This is a genomic window from Trichodesmium erythraeum IMS101 (genome assembly GCF_000014265.1).
GTDB classification, from domain to species: domain Bacteria; phylum Cyanobacteriota; class Cyanobacteriia; order Cyanobacteriales; family Microcoleaceae; genus Trichodesmium; species Trichodesmium erythraeum.
In genome coordinates this window covers 4,662,937-4,682,176 of sequence record NC_008312.1, presented here as the reverse complement: position 1 = coordinate 4,682,176, position 19,240 = coordinate 4,662,937, and the positions used below count along the sequence as shown (strand labels likewise).

General features: G+C 34.9%; 16 protein-coding genes, 2 pseudogenes and 1 riboswitch. Of the genes and pseudogenes, 6 read left to right on the top strand and 12 right to left on the bottom strand.

Going from position 1 to position 19,240, the window contains the following annotated elements; genetic code table 11:
* Window positions 1-282 precede the first annotated feature (282 nt).
* The 3 genes from TERY_RS33200 to TERY_RS14540 all read right to left on the bottom strand — a co-directional run bounded on the left by TERY_RS33200 (window position 283) and on the right by TERY_RS14540 (window position 2,859).
* Window positions 283-450 (bottom strand): hypothetical protein, encoded by a 168-nt coding sequence (locus TERY_RS33200; protein ID WP_196797054.1) that lies wholly within the window; start codon window positions 448-450, stop codon window positions 283-285.
* Window positions 451-977: 527 nt separating this feature from the next.
* Window positions 978-2,321: a TRAP transporter large permease subunit gene (locus TERY_RS14545; protein ID WP_011612535.1), complete on the bottom strand. Its 1,344-nt coding sequence runs from the start codon at window positions 2,319-2,321 to the stop codon at window positions 978-980.
* Entirely contained in the window at window positions 2,305-2,859 is a 555-nt protein-coding gene (locus tag TERY_RS14540) for a TRAP transporter small permease subunit (RefSeq protein ID WP_011612534.1), read from the bottom strand. The genes TERY_RS14545 and TERY_RS14540 overlap by 17 nt, the downstream gene beginning before the upstream one ends.
* Window positions 2,860-3,300: 441 nt before the next feature.
* Window positions 3,301-3,354: riboswitch (Glutamine riboswitch) on the top strand.
* Between the two features lie 31 nt (window positions 3,355-3,385).
* On the opposite strand from TERY_RS14540, the gene TERY_RS14535 reads away from it, so the two are divergent.
* Window positions 3,386-3,676 carry a DUF4278 domain-containing protein gene (locus tag TERY_RS14535; protein ID WP_011612533.1) on the top strand — a complete coding sequence of 97 codons (291 nt, stop codon included), beginning with the start codon at window positions 3,386-3,388 and terminating at the stop codon, window positions 3,674-3,676.
* Window positions 3,677-4,078: 402 nt separating this feature from the next.
* On the top strand, window positions 4,079-4,267 hold the full coding sequence (locus tag TERY_RS14530; RefSeq protein ID WP_044136837.1) for a hypothetical protein: 189 nt from the start codon (window positions 4,079-4,081) through the stop codon (window positions 4,265-4,267).
* 480 nt (window positions 4,268-4,747) lie between these two features.
* On the opposite strand, the gene TERY_RS30750 is transcribed toward TERY_RS14530, so the two are convergent.
* From TERY_RS30750 to TERY_RS14515, 4 genes are all read right to left on the bottom strand, one after another.
* Window positions 4,748-4,858 (bottom strand): transposase, encoded by a 111-nt coding sequence (locus tag TERY_RS30750; RefSeq protein WP_081432459.1) that lies wholly within the window; start codon window positions 4,856-4,858, stop codon window positions 4,748-4,750.
* Complete coding sequence (locus TERY_RS30745; protein WP_011612577.1) at window positions 4,851-5,210, bottom strand: transposase; 360 nt, start codon at window positions 5,208-5,210, stop codon at window positions 4,851-4,853. The genes TERY_RS30750 and TERY_RS30745 overlap by 8 nt, the downstream gene beginning before the upstream one ends.
* A 186-nt stretch (window positions 5,211-5,396) precedes the next feature.
* Entirely contained in the window at window positions 5,397-5,552 is a 156-nt protein-coding gene (locus TERY_RS35150; RefSeq protein WP_196797052.1) for a helix-turn-helix domain-containing protein, read from the bottom strand.
* Window positions 5,553-5,601: 49 nt separating this feature from the next.
* Entirely contained in the window at window positions 5,602-5,934 is a 333-nt protein-coding gene (locus tag TERY_RS14515; protein WP_011612531.1) for a putative glucosesorbosone dehydrogenase, read from the bottom strand.
* A 241-nt stretch (window positions 5,935-6,175) separates the two neighbouring features.
* Here TERY_RS14515 and TERY_RS14510 point away from each other — a divergent pair.
* Window positions 6,176-7,445: pseudogene (locus TERY_RS14510) on the top strand (IS701 family transposase).
* Window positions 7,446-7,579: 134 nt separating this feature from the next.
* Here the strand turns inward: TERY_RS14510 and TERY_RS33195 are convergent.
* The 3 genes from TERY_RS33195 to TERY_RS14500 form a co-directional block, all read right to left on the bottom strand.
* Window positions 7,580-7,726 (bottom strand): hypothetical protein, encoded by a 147-nt coding sequence (locus TERY_RS33195; protein WP_196797050.1) that lies wholly within the window; start codon window positions 7,724-7,726, stop codon window positions 7,580-7,582.
* Window positions 7,727-7,781: 55 nt separating this feature from the next.
* On the bottom strand, window positions 7,782-8,660 hold the full coding sequence (locus TERY_RS14505; protein WP_044137571.1) for an alpha/beta fold hydrolase: 879 nt from the start codon (window positions 8,658-8,660) through the stop codon (window positions 7,782-7,784).
* 307 nt (window positions 8,661-8,967) lie between these two features.
* Window positions 8,968-9,453 carry a tetratricopeptide repeat protein gene (locus TERY_RS14500; protein WP_011612529.1) on the bottom strand — a complete coding sequence of 162 codons (486 nt, stop codon included), beginning with the start codon at window positions 9,451-9,453 and terminating at the stop codon, window positions 8,968-8,970.
* Window positions 9,454-10,510: 1,057 nt separating this feature from the next.
* Between TERY_RS14500 and TERY_RS14495 the strand changes: the two are divergent.
* Together TERY_RS14495 and TERY_RS14490 are read left to right on the top strand one after the other, a co-directional pair.
* Window positions 10,511-11,780: pseudogene (locus TERY_RS14495) on the top strand (IS701 family transposase).
* Window positions 11,781-12,548: 768 nt separating this feature from the next.
* Window positions 12,549-13,154 carry an Npun_F5749 family FMN-dependent PPOX-type flavoprotein gene (locus TERY_RS14490; protein WP_011612528.1) on the top strand — a complete coding sequence of 202 codons (606 nt, stop codon included), beginning with the start codon at window positions 12,549-12,551 and terminating at the stop codon, window positions 13,152-13,154.
* A gap of 156 nt (window positions 13,155-13,310) precedes the next feature.
* Here the strand turns inward: TERY_RS14490 and cysE are convergent, their stop codons facing one another.
* Window positions 13,311-14,219 (bottom strand): serine O-acetyltransferase, encoded by a 909-nt coding sequence (gene cysE / locus TERY_RS14485; protein ID WP_011612527.1) that lies wholly within the window; start codon window positions 14,217-14,219, stop codon window positions 13,311-13,313.
* A gap of 844 nt (window positions 14,220-15,063) precedes the next feature.
* Here cysE and mrdA point away from each other — a divergent pair.
* A complete protein-coding gene (gene mrdA, locus TERY_RS14480) occupies window positions 15,064-16,875 on the top strand; it encodes a penicillin-binding protein 2 (protein ID WP_011612526.1) in 1,812 nt (603 codons plus the stop codon).
* Window positions 16,876-17,350: 475 nt separating this feature from the next.
* Here the strand turns inward: mrdA and TERY_RS14475 are convergent, their stop codons facing one another.
* On the bottom strand, window positions 17,351-19,123 hold the full coding sequence (locus TERY_RS14475) for a R3H domain-containing nucleic acid-binding protein (RefSeq protein ID WP_011612525.1): 1,773 nt from the start codon (window positions 19,121-19,123) through the stop codon (window positions 17,351-17,353).
* Between the last annotated feature and the right edge of the window lie 117 nt (window positions 19,124-19,240).

Here is a 19,240-nt window from a genome sequence, read left to right as displayed (position 1 = left end):
TATTACATTTACATATCTTAATTAATCTCTTAAGTTAAATGTTAAATAGTTTTTTTTCAACGCTTATTCTCTGAATTATATAAAATTATCTATTATTGCATGTAAAAAACGCTCAAAAATATTTGATATATACATATTTAGATATAAAAGGGGAAAGTTTTTACCATAATATTTTTTTTATTTGTCATGTTCAGACTAACATGGCTAGAGATACTAATGATAGGTAACTCTTAACCCCCTAAGCATCTAAAACAAACATTCAAATACTTAAATATTGAACTCTTAGTGATGACGATCACCACCATCTGAGTCAAAGTGACGATCGCCACCATCTGCGTCAAAATTTAATCCTGTTTGTGAGTTTTTTCCTAGTGAATTTTGTAGAATATCTTTTACCTCTACCTGAATTTTACTAGACCGAACTGGCTGAACATCAATTTTTTTTGACATACTCATACTAATATCTCCAAGTTGAACTAGACTTATTTTTAATAACTTCCTATTAATTGAAGTTGATAGTTAGTATATATTAAATTTCTTCATCTATGCAATAGTTGAGAAATTTTTTTAATTATTGGGTTACCAATAGCTTTAAGTCTTGAGTTAGTAAAAATACCCAATTAATTTTCAATCATTTTTAATACTAACTTTTATAGTAATCAGAAGTAAACCCTCAAGACTAAAATTAAAACTGAGAGTTCAGTATATATTAAACTTCTTGATATAAGCAATAGTGAAGAAAAATTTTTAATTATTTATTTGGGAGCAATAGCTTCAAGTCTTAAGTTAGTCAAAATACACGAGGTAAAGTTTTACTTATTTTTTATACTAAGTTTAGCAGTAATCATTATTTAGCAATTATGACCAAAGGTTATAAATATTTATTCTTCTTATCTTTATACTTAAATTTATATTAAATCTGGTAAAAAAATGTATTTATTAAATACATTATCCATGAGAATTTTGGTATCAAATCTTTATCCACTCAATGAGGGTAGAAAATTAACAATACTAGGAAAAGTAATAATCAGTACTAAAACCAATAACTGAAGTAAGATGAACTGAATAGCACCTCTATATATTTGACCAGTAGTAACTTCTGAAGGTGCTACACCTCGTAAGTAAAATAGGGCAAAGCCAAAGGGAGGCGTTAAAAAAGATGCTTGAAGATTAGCCCCTAAGATCACACCATACCAAACTAGGTCAATACCAAGTTGTTGTGCAACAGGTACAAATAAAGGTACAACAATAAAAGCAATCTCAAAAAAGTCAATAAAAAAACCAAGAAAAAAAACAATTGCCATACTGACAATCAAAAAACCAGTCGTACCACCAGGAAGATTAAAAAGCAAATCAAACATAAAGCGATCGCCTTCGACTCCTCGAAAAACTAAACTAAACGCAGTGGAACCCAAAAGTATAAACATTACCATAGTAGTTGTGCGGAGGGTAACATCACATACTTTTCTTAAAGAGGTCCAACTAAACTTACCTTTAGCTATAGCAAGAGCGATCGCTCCCACACATCCCACAGCACCAGCTTCTGTAGGTGTAGCAATACCAAAAAATATACTACCTAAAACTAATAAAATTAAGATTAATGGTGGAAACATTACGGTTAGCACCCTCATCCAGAGATTTTTCCCTCCAATATTTCGTACCTCTGCTGGTAAAGCAGGTGCTAAATCTGGTCGTATAAAAGAAACAATCAAAACATGAAGAGCAAAAGTTCCTGCCATTATTAGACCAGGCAAAATAGAACCAATAAATAGATCACCAACAGAAATTCCCAGTTGGTCTGCCAAAACTACTAAAACCACACTAGGGGGAATAATCTGGCCTAAAGTTCCCGATGCTACAATTACACCTGTAGCTAACTCTTTATTATACCCATAGCGCAACATAATAGGTAAAGAAATTAACCCCATTGCGACTACCGTAGCAGCAACAACACCAGTAGTAGCAGCTAGAAGAGCGCCGACAAGAACAACTGCCAGAGCTAAACCACCTCTAACTCGACCAAACAATATTCCTATTGTTTCCAGTAGTTGTTCTGCAATGCCAGATTTTTCTAACATTCCCCCCATAAAAATAAAGTAGGGAATAGCTAACAAAGTATAGTTAGCCATAATGCCAAAAATTCTTTGGGGCATTGCGGTAAGAAATATAGGGTCAAAAACTCCTAAACCAATACCTATTAAACCAAAGATTATTGCTACTCCTCCTAGGGAAAAAGCTACCGGATAACCGAGGGAAAGCAAAATCAATGCTCCGACAAACATTGATGGACCTAGTAATTCAGATTCAAAACTCAGACTCATGAGACTCCTGATGGGGGGCTAATTTACCTGTCAAAACTGCAAAATTTTTAATTGCTTCAGAAATTCCTTGAAGAAATAATAATATAAAGCTAACTATAATCATTGTTTTAATTGGGTAACGGGGTAACCCACCAGGGTCAGGGGAAGTTTCAAAGATAGCCCAGGAATTTAAAACAGCACCCCAGGAAACTACGACTATAATAATGCTAAAGGGAATTAAGAAAAATATTGTACCAATTAAGTTAGCTAGAGCTTTTCTTTTGGGACTCCACTTAGTATAAAAAATGTCTACACGAACGTGTTCATTGTGTTTTAGTGAATAAGCACTACCCAGAAGAAAAACCAGGTCAAAAATATACCACTGGATTTCAATAAAAGCATTAGAAGTTAAGTTTTGACCAATAGTCCTACCTAGATAGCGTCCAATCACATTCCAAAAACCAACTAAGACCATTAGTATGACTAAGCCATAAGTTAGGCGTCCAATTCGCTCATTCAAATCATCAATTATTCGGGACAGGCGTAGAAGTATTTGCAATAGTCTTCCTCCTAGAGCTTGAAGATTAATATTAGAGTTGTTTGGAAAAAAAATAAAATGCTCAAAAGATTACTCTGTAAAATTTTCAGAATTTTAATCCTCAAAAGTACGCCCTCTTGGACTTGTTTTGGGTGTTAGCTATTTTAGGGGCTTAATTTCCAATAACTCTATTATTTATGTATCTGATGTTAGGCAGCTAAAGAATCTTTGAATAGTTTCAACGATTAGCTGAGAACCAAATATCAAGGGTTTCAGATACAGGGTGCCTAAAATCAGTTATGTGTATTTGATTAAGCATTTTAAGCTTTGATTAATTTTATCTTTTATCAGAATGTGGAGTAAAAGTCCAGACCAAAAAGCTTTTAGCAGAAAAGATAAATAAATATAGAATTTTTTAAAGCTTGGAAAAGTTCTCAGTGATAATTGGATAGAAAAAATTTAAGCGTTCATCTTCTCAGAAGACGGAAGTAAGGAAACATCCTGAAGGAATTTACCTCAAATACTCTGCAATTAAGAGGTAAGATCTATGAAACTTAAATATCGTGGGATTAGTTATGAATATAATTCCCCTGTTGTAGAAACAGTAACTAGTGTAACTGTAGGCAAGTATCTTGGTCTAGATATTCGATTTCGGTATGCGAAAAAGGCATCAGTAATGGAAAAAAATTATAATTTTACCTATCGGGTTGTCAAATATAATACTCAACCCAATACTGATAATGTTTCAGAGTCTGAAAAAACTCGTTTATTAGGAATGGAAAATGAACGTACAGATATGAAACCTAGTCAATTCATTTTTGGTAAAGCGTTGGAATAGCTAGGTTAGGCTTATAGTTACTGCTGTTGTAGATTAAATATTACCTCCTATTTTCCTAGTTTTTTTTGAGGAATGGGAGGTATCTGGACTGTAAAAAAAAGTGAAAGAAAATTACTTCTGTATTTTATCAGAAGCAGATTATATCTGAGTCTATCAAAAAAAAATCCTATGTTTGTTTTATGGAATGACTAATGAGATTGGTTTTATTAGGTACCAGACAAAAAGCTTGACTTATAGAATAGGAAAAGGTTTCTTAGAAGTTAAGCCATAATGTCTATGAAACCTGAATATTTGAGATATTAGTTGACTACAAAAAACTTTAAACAAGGACTTTTCTTGCCATGGAGCCAGAATTAAATTTATCGTTTTATTTATCTAGGCTGTATTTAGAGAAATATCAACTTGGTACAAATAGCGGCTGCATTTTCATCTAATGCCCAAGTAAGTTATAATTACAAACGCCTACAAAGGTTTCTCCGCGACTTTGACATAGATACTAGGGAATTTGTCCAAGCTGTGATTGCGATCATGAACTGCTTGCAAAAATGGGTTTTGAGTAATTACCGAATTTATTTAGGGGCAGCTTGGTAAACATAAATGACTTACACAAGGACACTATATATAGTGTATGCTATTCATAGAGCGATCGCTTAAAAGATTATAGCCATTCCCTAGTTTTGCTGGTTTTAAAAAGTCTATAAAAATTTCAATAACTGTCATTTTAATTGTCGGATATTTTAGTTCAGAGACTAGATATTTAGATGACAATTGATATTTCAGTTGATAAATGGTTTTTCCTAGAAAATTTGCTATTTTTTTCAAATTATTCCACAGGCTCCATAGCACAAGCAATATAATTTTTTTTAATTTTTGCCTGACGACATTGGCAAAATTCAAGCCCTGTTTTTTGTTTACAGCAATTTTCAGGTAAATAGAGCACAGTGGTTGAACCAACCGAAGGCATCATCTTCAGTAATGAAATTTACAACTTCAGCCATTGCTTGCTCCAGTGATTCATGGGTACGTGCCTCACAAGAACGGAGAAATTGCTTCAGTTTCGACCAACAAAGCTCACACTTGTGATAAATCAGGAGAGTAAGGGGGCAAAAACTTGACTTGAGCACCGACGGACTCAATGGCAACTCTGACACGTTCAGCATGATGAACCTTGAGATTATCCATTACCACGATTGCCCCTTGCCACAACTGAGGTAGTAAGACCTGGGTTTAATAAAGTGATAAATACCTCAGTATTTGTACTTCCTGGTACAGTCATCGACGCAATCAGTCCATCCAGGTTCAAAGCACCAATCAAAGAAACATTTCCACCCTTGCTACCTGGGATACTACCAACAGCTCGTTCCCCATCTACGGCTCTGGCGAATAAACGAGACATTGACAAATTTATTCGGGCTTCATCAACAAATACTAAATTTCTGACATCAATTTTATCTAACCAACGTCGATAGTCATGTCTTAACTCTTGGACTCTTGGGGTATCTTGCTCACTGGCATAAAGACTTTTTTTTTGCACCGTAAGCCTAATTTTTCTACGGCGCGATGCATTGTGGAGATACTCACCCTAATTCCTGTTGTTTCTTGATAGCGAGCGCATAATTCTCTCAGCAATAAGTCATTTTTCTCCTCTACCAGAGATTTGATGATGTTGAGATTATCATAGGAAATTATTGGCTGCTGATATCCTCCACGTCGTTTGGCCTCAATTTGTCCAAGAGTGACGATAATGACGCAACAAATTTTGTACCATAGACAAGCTGACCTTAAATCTTTCAGCCAACTGACGTTGAGAGCCTTCTTTTGCTTCCCAAGCTATAATCACGCGACGACGCAAATCACTCGAATACGATACTGGCATTAAATTTAACAATTACATCAAACCCATTTTACCGCACTTTGTGGTTCAATTACCTGAAAAGTGCTGTAACATCCCTGCCGGAGTAGCCATCTAATTCTATACCTATGCTTGATGCAATACCATAGCTGCCACTAGCTACGGTACTTGATAAAGCATTATCTTGCCTTGGGTCATTCTGTAGCATAAATGTTAGTGAAGGAGACCATTCTGGTTGATATCGAAAATTAGTTTGAAAAGAAGTATCTTTACCAAGCTTAATTTTTTTGAAGTAAAAAGCACTACCGCGTTTTTCGTCAGGATCAAACGATAAAGTTTTACCTACTCTATTTGCTCCTCCGTTAAAAGTAAACTGGGATAAATTTTTAGAACTTAGCTTAACCATAAATTCCTCTATAATAATGAAAAGCTTTTCAAAAGTTGGAGGTTGATGCCAAATTTTTGATGACAACTAAGTAGACAGCCGTTAGAACTTGTGGCTATGTAACAAAATGAAAACTTACCTCTAACTTTTCTGTTTCTAACTATCCTTACTATCGGGACTTTAGTGAAAAAATAGTAAAAAAAAGGGTATAATGTATACCTGATATGTATTTTACGTTAATTACTGGCCTGGGAAAAGTTTGATGAAAGAAACAACTTCAGTGGCCATGCCCTCTTGTTTCCATCGATGGTGCGATCGCTTTAACAATGTCTTTAAAACAAAAGCCCAAAAAACAGGGTTTAGGGAATATATAGGAGGATTACTCTTGAGAAAGCGATCGAAAAAACTTGTCTCAAATTGCCAACAACACTGTAGGTCACACGTACCACAAATTACGGCATTTTCTAGTTCGAGCAAATTGGTCTGTAGATGCTGTGAATGAGCGTCGTCTTCAAGTAATGTGGGAACGTCGCCAAACAAAACCTTCTCGATCCTATTGCTTTAATTATAGACGATTCAGGCCACAGAAAAAGTGGTAATTTTACTGCAGGAGTAGGGCGGCAATATATAGGAGAAATAGGAAAAACAGATAATGGTGTAGTCGTGGTGACAACTCATCTTTATGATGGAGTTAAAAGTCTACCTTTAGACATAGCTTTGTATCAGAAAGCTGATTCTTTTCCAAAAGGAAAAAAAGACCCAGAATTTGTCAAGAAACCAGACGAGTGCAATGTCTCTAGTAGATCAATGTTTGTCCAGAGGACACCAACCAGAAATTGTGTTAATTGAAATTTGGCTATGGTAACAATACATCATTCTTAAATCAACTAGAGAAAAGAAGTTTAACTTATATAGGAGGATTAGCTAAAAATCGAAAAGTCATCATTAAAAAACAAGATGACATTAAAGAGGAAATTAGATTAGACAAGCTGGCAGAAAGTATACCTCAGAAAGCTTTCAACTTAGTTCAACTAAGTACAAAAAATGCTAGAGAAGTTTGGGTAGCTACATTAGAAGTAGAAATATCTAGGATGTCAGGTCAAAAAACTATAGCTATCGTTATGAATGCTAAAAGTTTTTCTGAGGCCACTGATATTAACTATTATATCACTAATAGAGAAGACAAATATGTAACTCCTGAGTGGATATATTCTACTTATTCTCAAAGAAATTGGGTGGAAGTTTTCTACAGGGAAGCCAAAGGATGGTTAGGATTAAGAGAATATCAAGTCAGAGATAAAATCAGCCTTAAAAGGCATTTTATTTTAGTATTTTGTGCTTATACATTTATTATCTGGCATCAGTTAACAGGAGGTATAAGAAGGCGTTGGGCTAACAAACCATTAAATACGTTTACTGATACTTTAGAAGCATTTCGTACCGCAATATCTTATCGTTTTGTTGAGTGGTTAGATGAAAACATCGACGTATTTACCGCTCATAAAGAGAGTTTAGGGTTTGTTTGGGCTTGAAATTTGCTAAAGTCCCGCTATAACTTTGCTATATTTTGAAATAGCTCTCTAATTTTCTTAATTTTCTATAATTTATGAGGTACGGTTTTGGATCGCCCCACTCCCCCCTTTGAAAAGGGGAAAAGCTTAGTATATCAAGATTTTGGCTTTTTTAAGGAGGGAGACAAGAACCTCTCAGGATGTTGGGAAGTAGCGATCGCAAACTGAAATATCTTTTTGCTGTGCAGGGAGTGAGAACTAGCAAACAAAATATCCTGAGCTGGAGAAATATATTGGGGCAAAAAAATGATCAGTTTTACTTGTCGGCCAAAGATCATGAAACTGAGTATTGATAGCTTAAAAATCAAGAATATAATTAGCAGTAACTTCTGATTTTTCTAAGTGAGGAACATGACCACAACTAGGAATCCAAATTAGTTCAGAATTAGCGATCGCTTTCACAAATTTATCAGCATCACCAACCCCCAAAATATTATCATTTTCTCCCCACAAAATCAAAGTTTGCTGCTGAATTAAATGCAATTTTTGTTTAAAACTACCATACCCACCACTTTTAGTAAAAGAAATTAAAGCTTTATTCCAACCAGGCATTTCTAGATGTAATCTCGCACAAATATTAGCATCTGAACTAGCAAAACTTTTATCAAAATAAGCACTACGACTAATATTATCTCGCACTTGGGGACGGCGCAAAAATTCCGTAGCTAAATAGTCAAGTGGAGGAAATATAAACTTACTAATAATAGGATTATTTTTTAATCCAGCACTATCAATTAATACCAACTTTTGTACAACCTCTGGATAATTCAGAGTAAAATCAATAGCAACAGCACCGCCCATAGAAGCACCCACCAAAATTATAGGTTGATTAATCAAACTTTTCCAGAAATAATAAAGATGAGTACCGATCGCTCGTGGATTAACTTTTAAATTAGGCAATCTATCCGTAAAACCAAACCCTAATAAATCCACTGCCAAAGTTTTATTTTGAATAGCAAGTAATGGCAAAATACGACGAAATTCCAAAATAGAACTATCAAAACCATGTAGTAATAAAATTGGAGTACCACCCTGACCTTTCGATAAAAAAGTAGTATTAATTGGTTGAGAAATCAAAGGAGTAAAAATTGATTCAGACTGAATATTTTGAGCAAAATCAATAGATATAGATTCAGTCAGACTTGCAGTTAATTTTGGCAAAAAATCAGGAAACATTGGCATCAATAAAAATTTTGGATTAATTCTGAATCATAGTTTAACCCAAAATCTCTCATCCACAAAACCATCCATAAAACTTAAATAATCATATTCTAAATAATTTATTTTCATAAGTATTGATACCAAATCCCCCTTAGACAGTAATAAGATTTAGATCATACCAAAACTCAAGTCTGTATCGAAATATTAGATGAGTTTTTCAGACTACAGAACAGGCAAAAAAACCTTAACTGAACTGTATTTATCCGTATCCTCATCTAATTTTTTTATTGCTTTATCTTGCTTTTATCTTCCTTCAATATATCTAGCTCAACCTCGCCGTACATTCCAAAATAAACCTCTGATTTTGAATAGAATAAGGCTGAATTTCTAAAGCTTTTTTAAAAGCCAAAATAGCCTCTCGATATTCTTCCAATGCTAAATAACATAATCCTAAACCATGCCAAGCACCAAAATGGAAAGGATTCAACTTAACTACCATTTCACAATCCTTGACTGCCTGCCTATAGTGTCCTAAAGTATAATAAAGAACCGCTCTTCGATTCCAAGCTTCTCCAAAATCTGGTATATCCTCAATTAATTGATTTAAAATTTCTTTTCCCTGCTGAACTTCTCCAACCTGCAGCCAATATTCTGAGCGTCTAATTGCTTCTAAACCAGCAACACCTTTTTCCTCAAACCAAATTCTCCACAGTTCACTTGTAGCTTGATTTCTAGTCAACTCATCAGATTTTTGTAAATCTTTGAGTAATGCTTTAATTAATGATTCATTCATTATCTTAGTTGTCATGTCAATTGTCAGCTATCAGTACCAACCACATTTATAATCTGGCTTAAAATACTGAATCGAATATTTTTTTCATCTCATTAAAAGGGGGAGACTTGAACCCTCATTCTTTTGTCATAAGTACCTATACAAATTTAATTTAACATTATAACATAACTTTCTAAAATTTACTTATATAATTATATTTTATCATGTATTAATACTATATTTAAGTAATACTTCAATTATTGATTAATGAAAATATATGCAACATTTTTTTTTGATAATTATTAGCAATTAGCTCCTTAATGATTTTTCTTTTATAGGAATCTTATATAAAACACACCTACCTCATTCTTCACACTTATCTCAAATCTCCCTAATCAATCCTCGATCCCATACTATTAAGAAAAATAGAAAAGTTTTTTTATAAATGGTCTTATATACAAGAAGACTAAAAGCTTATAAAAAAATTAGGTTTTATAAAAAAAACAGAAATTATTATATATGTTTCTTTTTGCTCATATATTTTTTATACAATTTAAAGTAAAAATTATATATAATATCAATTTTTATAGTTCGTTAATTTGTTGTGGATATTAAAGTTTTTAATTACAAAAAAAATTATGGTTCAAGCCTCTATTTGAAGCGGTAATTACTGATAAATAGTAACTCAAACTCATAACCGAAGCAAATCAAAATATTGTTTATTGTGAATTGATTTTAACTATGGCTAATTCCGAAGCTACTCCCTGGAATATTTTCCTACATAATTATCTCAAAAAAAATTTATGCTCTCTAATTTTTCATCTCAATTTATTCTTTAAAGGTTTGCGGATTTTATTTCCAGGCTAAGTCATTTTCTGTCGTCATCCAAACTTTTTGGGAATAGGAATTCTTGATAAAAATTTACCTATTATGGAGCATACTGACTGATGTTTGAAGTTAATCAAATATAGACGAACTTATTGAGTAAATAAGCTCGTACATACCGGGACTTTAGTGAAAAAATAGTAAAAAAAAGGGTATAATGTATACCTGATATGTATTTTACGTTAATTACTGGCCTGGGAAAAGTTTGATGAAAGAAACAACTTCAGTGGCCATGCCCTCTTGTTTCCATCGATGGTGCGATCGCTTTAACAATGTCTTTAAAACAAAAGCCCAAAAAACAGGGTTTAGGGAATATATAGGAGGATTACTCTTGAGAAAGCGATCGAAAAAACTTGTCTCAAATTGCCAACAACACTGTAGGTCACACGTACCACAAATTACGGCATTTTCTAGTTCGAGCAAATTGGTCTGTAGATGCTGTGAATGAGCGTCGTCTTCAAGTAATGTGGGAACGTCGCCAAACAAAACCTTCTCGATCCTATTGCTTTAATTATAGACGATTCAGGCCACAGAAAAAGTGGTAATTTTACTGCAGGAGTAGGGCGGCAATATATAGGAGAAATAGGAAAAACAGATAATGGTGTAGTCGTGGTGACAACTCATCTTTATGATGGAGTTAAAAGTCTACCTTTAGACATAGCTTTGTATCAGAAAGCTGATTCTTTTCCAAAAGGAAAAAAAGACCCAGAATTTGTCAAGAAACCAGACGAGTGCAATGTCTCTAGTAGATCAATGTTTGTCCAGAGGACACCAACCAGAAATTGTGTTAATTGAAATTTGGCTATGGTAACAATACATCATTCTTAAATCAACTAGAGAAAAGAAGTTTAACTTATATAGGAGGATTAGCTAAAAATCGAAAAGTCATCATTAAAAAACAAGATGACATTAAAGAGGAAATTAGATTAGACAAGCTGGCAGAAAGTATACCTCAGAAAGCTTTCAACTTAGTTCAACTAAGTACAAAAAATGCTAGAGAAGTTTGGGTAGCTACATTAGAAGTAGAAATATCTAGGATGTCAGGTCAAAAAACTATAGCTATCGTTATGAATGCTAAAAGTTTTTCTGAGGCCACTGATATTAACTATTATATCACTAATAGAGAAGACAAATATGTAACTCCTGAGTGGATATATTCTACTTATTCTCAAAGAAATTGGGTGGAAGTTTTCTACAGGGAAGCCAAAGGATGGTTAGGATTAAGAGAATATCAAGTCAGAGATAAAATCAGCCTTAAAAGGCATTTTATTTTAGTATTTTGTGCTTATACATTTATTATCTGGCATCAGTTAACAGGAGGTATAAGAAGGCGTTGGGCTAACAAACCATTAAATACGTTTACTGATACTTTAGAAGCATTTCGTACCGCAATATCTTATCGTTTTGTTGAGTGGTTAGATGAAAACATCGACGTATTTACCGCTCATAAAGAGAGTTTAGGGTTTGTTTGGGCTTGAAATTTGCTAAAGTCCCGATACTAGCGATCGCTCTGTAGCTAAGTAGGAAATTTGGGAAGCAAGTTTGAGCTATCTATTTATTATTTTTTTTTTGAGTTTTGATATCTCACCTACTTTTCTGAAAAGTTCAAATCAAGATATTAATTGAAAAAGCTAATATCAGATTAAATGAAATAGTAGAGGATTTGAGTGTTATAATAGACAAAGTTTATGAGAGGTAAATAAGTATAGTAGGATATTTAAGAGTTTTGCCAACAGAATATACTTTTCAGTACACTACCAGACTTGATATTACTAAATCTAACACCAGATTATATCAAGCCCCAAAAATTAACCATTCAGGCTTCAGCTTTTGAACATATTCAATTAACTACTAAGTCTAAGGTCGTAACCAATTTTACTTAGACTTCACTTTCTAGAGACTAAGTCCTCCTAGACCTGCAATAAATTGATAGTTTAATAGGGAAGTTCAGATCCAGGGAGCTAGCTAATAGCTGACAATAGTGCCAAAACTTGCTCAATACTTCATTTATTAAATAAAAAGTAAAGTCTAGCATCAATAAATACACTAACCTTACTAAATATTTTGAAGTATAATATCGTGTGCTCCTAAATAGTTAGACTTTAGTGTAAAAAAGGCGCCAGAAGAGAAAGCAGAAAGGTTTCTTCTAACTGTGACTTAATTTTATACACAAGGGATGCTACCGGGCATAAATATAAAAAGTGTTTTTTGTTTTCAGATAAAAAATTTCCAAAAGTAACTCAAAAATGGAACTCAACTCATTAGAGGAAAAAGAACTAGCACCTTGGCGATCGCCCCTAGCGAGAGCCATACATAAAAACCAAAGCCTTGTCTATGCTCGTTATCTCCAGCTAGCAACAGTAACCCCAGAAGGTCAACCTGCTAATCGTACCATCGTATTTCGGGGCTTTTTACAACAAACTAATCAGCTAAAATTTATCACCGATAGTCGTAGTCAAAAAGTAGAGGAAATAGATAAAAATGCCTGGGGTGAAGCCTGCTGGTACTTTCCCAAAACCAGAGAACAATTTCGGCTTAAAGGAAAACTAACTCTAGTTAAAGCGGATAACCCCCACCCCAAACTTACTAAAGCAAGACTTACTATATGGCAAGAAATTTCAGACAATGCTAGACAGCAATTTACCTGGCCTCATCCAGGAAAAAATAAAGTACAAGCAAGTGCTTTTAAATTACTTCCACCAGACAGAACCAAGCCCTTATTCAACTTTTATATATTATTGCTCGAGCCAACAAAAGTTGAGCATTTAGAACTAAGAAAAGAACCACAAAATCGCTGCCTCTATCAAAGTGATGTCCATGGAACTTGGTCTATTCAAGAGATTAATCCTTAACATCCTCATAGCGTTTTTTAGATACATGGCCTTACATCACAACTAAAAACACAGTAGGGAAATTCTTAGGTTTACCCATAAAAAATCCCTATATGTCATATCCAATTTTTTTCATTTACCTTTACCTTAAAGAGGGTTACAATTGTGGTGATAAGGTTAGATTCCTGAGCCATCGAAAAAATCCTGAATTTCTAAATCTTGGAAATCATAATTAGAATAATTATTAGCAGAAGATTTGAGGGGAGGCTTCGCTACAGTAGAGTCTAACTCTAGTAATTGAGACTGTAAACTTTTGATCAACTTCACTTGTTCCTCAAGATAATTAATTCGATTAAACAATGCTAAATCTGTGAGACGATAATTAGAATGATTAGCAAAAGATTTGAGGTGAGGCTTTGCCACAACAGACTCTAATTCTGGCTCTTGAAATTGTAGAATTTTGATCAACTGCACTTGTTCCTCAAGAGAATTAATTCGATTAAATAATGCACGCATGACTTTAGCTTCAGAATCAGGCAAACTACCATGTTCTAAAGGATTTACTTTAACTCCAGAACGATCTACAACTCTACCTGGTATTCCCACCACTGTACAATTAGGAGGAACATCTTTCAAAACTACAGAACTAGCACCAATACGAACATTACTACCAATGTTAATATTACCAAGAATCTTTGCTCCTCCGCCAACAACTACATTTTCTCCCAAAGTAGGATGTCGTTTACCAGTTTCTTTACCAGTGCCACCAAGAGTTACTCCTTGATAAATCAAGCAAGAGTCTCCTATAATAGCAGTCTCTCCAATTACAACACCCATACCGTGATCAATAAACACACCTTGACCAATAACAGCCCCTGGATGAATTTCAATTCCAGTTAAAAACCGGGCTATATGAGAAATTAAACGAGGTAGGAAAGGAACTTTGTGAAAATACAAACTATGAGCTATGCGATGAAATACTAAAGCCTGAAAACCAGGGTAGCAAGTGAGAACCTCCAACCAGTTTCGAGCAGCAGGGTCTCTCTCAAAAATAATTCGGAAATCAGCCAACAGAGTATTAAACACAGAAATTTACCTTCTTAGTTAGAATAGTCACTTCACATTATACTAAAATCTAAATCAAATTAATTATTTAAATTTTTTAAAAAATACTATATATTGTGTTTTTATTCATAATTACTATAGTATATTATCCTTGATAGCTATAGTATTTATCTTAATTTAACCTAGTTTTACTAAGATTATCTATATGTTAAAGATGATTCGGAAGTCATTTCAGTTATCAATTATTCGTACCTCCTACTTAAGTAGAGGCCTTGAAGTTAAAAGTTAAATTTTTGATCTCCTTGAAATACAAAGCTTAACATCTTTTGATTCCGTTTGCTAATAAGGTATTGAGCAGAGAAATTCACCCTTTCTACTTGAAAATGTTATTTTAGAAAATGTTATTTTATACTATACTCTAATTGAAATAAAATTAGTTATTTACATTTGCCAAAAAATACTATTATTATGTCTTTATTCCTAATCACTATAGTATTAATATTGAGTTGGTTAATGACGAATGTCTTGATTTTAAGACCAATGGACTTAATACAATGGCTACATATTCCCCTATGGTTTTGTATGTCAATAGTCTTAGTAGTTATTTTTTGGTGTTTAGGAGATTAAAACTCAATATTTATTTTATTTAATTACTATAGTTTTAATTTGCCTTTTTTATGCTTCCTTATTTAGTTTACCCCTTTTATCCCTTGTTTTACCCTATTATCCATATTATTTTATTCTCAATAATCTACCCTCCCCCAGCTACTCCCTCAAAAAAATTGTAGCTTATCACTATGATATTTTTCAGGTCAAAAAAATTAAATGATTAACCTTAAAATCCTACTTTATAAATTAAAAACCTATGGTACGTGAATTTTCTTTTTCTTCTTGGTTTCGGAAAACAGAAGAGAATAACCTCCCAGATCAGGAACGCCAGTCACCTTTAATATTCCGAACAATAGTCATAGTTTTATTGACCACAACTACCATAGGTCTACAAGTGACTCGTCTGGCTCAAATACAATTAATTCAAGGTCAACAAAATAGGGAACGAGCAGAAAACAACCGAATTCGACCCATTCCAGTCCCTTCTAATAGAGGACTAATTCTAGACCGTAATGGCAAAGCCTTTGCATCTAACCGTCTTAAGCATGCCATATATTTATGGCCAAAAGAACAACCATTACAGCAATGGAAAATTACTGCAGCTAAACTCAGCCCCATTATTGATATACCAGCCGACAAAATTATTAAAAAAGTAGAACAGGCAATTACTTCAGGAGAAAGGAATATACATCTTAGCGATCAAGTTAGCCGTAATACTTTTATCACTTTACAAGAAAAGACTGGGGAGTTTCCTGGTGTAGAAGTTAGACCAGAGTCAACTCGTTATTATCCTTATGGACAATTAGCATCCCATGTGATAGGATATCTTGGTGAAGTTACACCAGCAGAACTAGAAGCTAACCCAGAATACCAACTAAGAATGATGGTTGGTAGAATAGGAGTTGAAGCTAGTGCTAATGATGTACTAGCAGGAAAATGGGGTCAGGACTTGATAGAAGTCAATGCCCAAAACCGCGAAGTAAGAATTTTTGAAGAAGAAGAAAAAGAGGCTAAAAGTGGAAAAACGGTCAAGTTAACCCTTGATATAAACCTTCAAAAAGCAGCAGAAACAGCTCTGGGTTTTCGCAAGGGAGCAGTAGTTGTGTTAGATGTGAATACAGGGGAAGTTTTAGCAATGGCAAGTTATCCCAGATTCAACCCCAATGTCTTTACAAAGCCTATGCCTGAAGAAAAATGGCGAAGTCTTCACAGTGAAGAACAATCATTTTTAAATCGGTCTCTCCAAGGTTACCCTCCAGGTAGTACATTTAAAATAGTTACTGCTGCTGCTGCTTTAGGGTCTGGCAAGTTTTCTCCCTACTCAATTATTCAAACTTCTGATTCTATTTATGTTGGAGGTATTCTTTTCAATGAACATAGTGGGGGATATGGTGCTATTGGTTTTAGAACTGCATTAGCTTATAGTAGTAATACTTTCTTTTATCATGCTGGTATGACTATTGGTCACGAACAGATAGCTCAATGGGCATATAAACTTGGTTTAGGGGGCAAAAAATTAAACCTTCTGGGCATACCTTCTGCATATAATGGTCTCATTCCTACTGAAGAAGATAAACGGAGAATTTATAATGATGCCTGGTATTTGGGTGATACAATTACAATGGCAATTGGTCAGGGTTTGGTTTTGGTGACGCCTTTAGAGTTAGCAACAGCAACAGCAACGATCGCTAATAGTGGTAAACAGGTTACACCTCACTTGTTTGCACATGAAACTAACTCTCCAGAAATGAAACCTATTCCCATAGGGTTGAAACCAGAATATGTCAATACGATTAAAAAAGGAATGATTGATGTTGTTGAATACGGTACAGCACAATTACTTAATGATGGCACAATTCCACTCACAGGAGGAAAAACAGGTACATCAGAAGTAATGGGACAAAAGTCTCATTCATTGTATGTGGGATTTGGGCCTGCCGAAGAATCAAAAATTGCGATCGCTGTGATTGTTGAAAATGGTGGTTATGGTTCTTTTTCCGCTGCTCCAGTTGCGAAAAAGGTTTTTCAAACTTATTTCAGTAAATATAGCCAAGCTAAACTGAATTAGTTTCATGGGAAAGCAATAAACATCTCCAAAAACTCTCACTTCCCTTACTATAACTATCTTTACTGGAGCCAGCAAGCGCTCCTCCAGATAGTTATTTTTTTACGCGAACTAAACATAATAATATTATGATGAATTAATAATACAGTTGTTTAGTGTAGGAAAATTTAAAATTATCAAACAAAAACTTACTATATAAGGTTTTCATTATTTAAGACCTAAAAAGCACTATAAACCTCAACTAAGAAGGGTTTTAGTCATTTTTTTTTAGATATGTAAAGGCTAAAACCTTTACCTATAAATACTTTTATATTTATCTAATTAATTAGACTTGATATAACCCTTTCTGGGACATTGCATGCAACGTCCCGCTCTTTATAGTCTACTAATCATGAAAAGTGCTCTAGGCAAATCTGCATAAGTTCCTTAATGCTCTCTGCTTTCCTTCCACTAAAGCGTAACCATTCAACCAGACTGCTCAAGCTGGATAAATACGCAAACGCCGGTTAGGTTCATCTCCAAAACTAGCAGACTTCAAACGATAATGCTCAACCAACTCATGCTGCATTTTACGCACTTTCGGAGACCGAGGCAAAAGTTCAACAGGTTGCCCATTAGGAATCACAATTTGCTCTACCGCTAATCGTGTTTCCTCCAACGCCTCCATCTCATCTTCTGAAGCTGAAGCAGCAAACAAATTTAAATCAGCAAACTCAGGAGTAGCAGGATCTTCCATATCTAATAAACGTCGCAACGCCTTAGCAATTTGAGGCAAACCGCTATTTTTAATCACATGAATAGGCACATGACGAGTTTTAGCTGCATGACGTAACTTAGATTGTTTCCGGGTATGTGATCGCAAAGCCAAAACCACATCCGCACTATCAATATCCTTAGTCAAAACCACAGGTAAACCTAAAGTAGTAATCACCTGCTCCATTTGATGCCGTGGAATAGCATAAGGATAGATATGCAAAGGTAAATCCTCACCATTCGGCCCTGCATCTTTATTATCCCAACGATCTCCAGTATCATGAGAAAACATCCCATTACCAGACAAAGACTCATCCAACAACTGTTCAAAAGATTTGGCCTCAGAAAACTCCAAAGGCTGACTAATTTTACCCGTATTTGATAACGGCATCATATAACCAGAGTCCCGAAAACTACCACCCGAAATCAACATCTCACCCGACTGTTCGAGTAATCTCCCTGCATTGCGATTAACTCCCGAGCCAAATCCAGGGGAACTATTAAACTCTCGCTTAATTTTTACCTCACCATTATCATCCATAGTTCTCACCTCTGGATTAGGTTTTTTCCCACGCAGCAAAGCATCAACAGTATCAGCTACCTGCTCGTGAACCACCCAACGATGCCTTTCTAACATCTCCACAGCAATTTCAAAAGTTGGCGGTGCTTTACGTTCCAAAACAGTCTTTTGAGAACTCCGCCGTCGAGCCTCATCATCTCCCAAAGTTACAGCTTGAATACCCCCGATTAAATCAGATAAAGTGGGATTTTTTACCAAATTTTCAATCTGATTTCCATGAGCAGTACCCACCAACTGCACACCACGTTCTGCAATTGTTCTTGCTGCCAGAGCTTCCAATTCTGTGCCAATTTCATCAATCACAATCACCTCTGGTGTATGATTTTCCACCGCCTCAATCATTACGCGATGCTGTTGTTCTGGACTAGCAACCTGCATCCGACGGGCTCGACCAATAGCAGAGTGAGGAACATCTCCATCTCCAGCAATTTCATTAGAAGTATCAATAATTACGACCCGTTTTTCTAATTCATCAGCAAGCACCCTTGCAATTTCTCGTAGCGCCGTTGTTTTTCCTACACCGGGGCGACCAAGCATTAAAATTGATCTTCCCGTTTCCACTAATTCACGAATCATAGCAATTGTGCCAAAAACCGCCCGCCCCACTCGGCAAGTTAAACCAATAACTTCTCCAGTGCGATTGCGCATAGCACTAATCCGATGTAGCGTCTGTTCAATACCTGCCCGATTATCGCTGCTAAAAGTACCAATTCGTTCCATAGAATAACTCAAGTCTTTTCTTGAGACAGGAATTTCCGCCAAATATTCTACATGGGATGGAAAACGAGCCTCTGGGAGACGACCCAAATCCATCACAATTTCAATCAGATGATTTCGCTCTTGATGCTCCTGTAAAGGCCGTCTGATTTTATCAGGCACAATTTCTAATAGTCTATAAAGGTCGTCTGTAATGTGCATTCTTTATTTAAAGTGACTTTATCTACATGGGCGATAAAAAAGATCAATGAAAGGCAAAAACTGAAACCTCAGTTGATTAAAGCTCACATTAAGGAAGCGATCAGCAATCACCTAATA

Excerpts from the sequence above, each read along its gene's own strand:
- TERY_RS14475 (WP_011612525.1), bottom strand. The coding sequence starts at position 19,123 with ATGCACATTACAGACGACCTTTATAGACTATTAGAAATTGTGCCTGAT.
- TERY_RS14515 (WP_011612531.1), bottom strand. The coding sequence starts at position 5,934 with ATGGTTAAGCTAAGTTCTAAAAATTTATCCCAGTTTACTTTTAACGGA.
- TERY_RS33200 (WP_196797054.1), bottom strand. The coding sequence starts at position 450 with ATGTCAAAAAAAATTGATGTTCAGCCAGTTCGGTCTAGTAAAATTCAG.
- TERY_RS14490 (WP_011612528.1), top strand. The coding sequence starts at position 12,549 with ATGGAACTCAACTCATTAGAGGAAAAAGAACTAGCACCTTGGCGATCG.
- mrdA (WP_011612526.1), top strand. The coding sequence starts at position 15,064 with ATGGTACGTGAATTTTCTTTTTCTTCTTGGTTTCGGAAAACAGAAGAG.
- TERY_RS35150 (WP_196797052.1), bottom strand. The coding sequence starts at position 5,552 with ATGCCAGTATCGTATTCGAGTGATTTGCGTCGTCGCGTGATTATAGCT.
- TERY_RS30750 (WP_081432459.1), bottom strand. The coding sequence starts at position 4,858 with ATGGATAATCTCAAGGTTCATCATGCTGAACGTGTCAGAGTTGCCATT.
- TERY_RS14505 (WP_044137571.1), bottom strand. The coding sequence starts at position 8,660 with ATGTTTCCTGATTTTTTGCCAAAATTAACTGCAAGTCTGACTGAATCT.
- TERY_RS14500 (WP_011612529.1), bottom strand. The coding sequence starts at position 9,453 with ATGACAACTAAGATAATGAATGAATCATTAATTAAAGCATTACTCAAA.
- TERY_RS14545 (WP_011612535.1), bottom strand. The coding sequence starts at position 2,321 with ATGAGTCTGAGTTTTGAATCTGAATTACTAGGTCCATCAATGTTTGTC.
- TERY_RS14535 (WP_011612533.1), top strand. The coding sequence starts at position 3,386 with ATGAAACTTAAATATCGTGGGATTAGTTATGAATATAATTCCCCTGTT.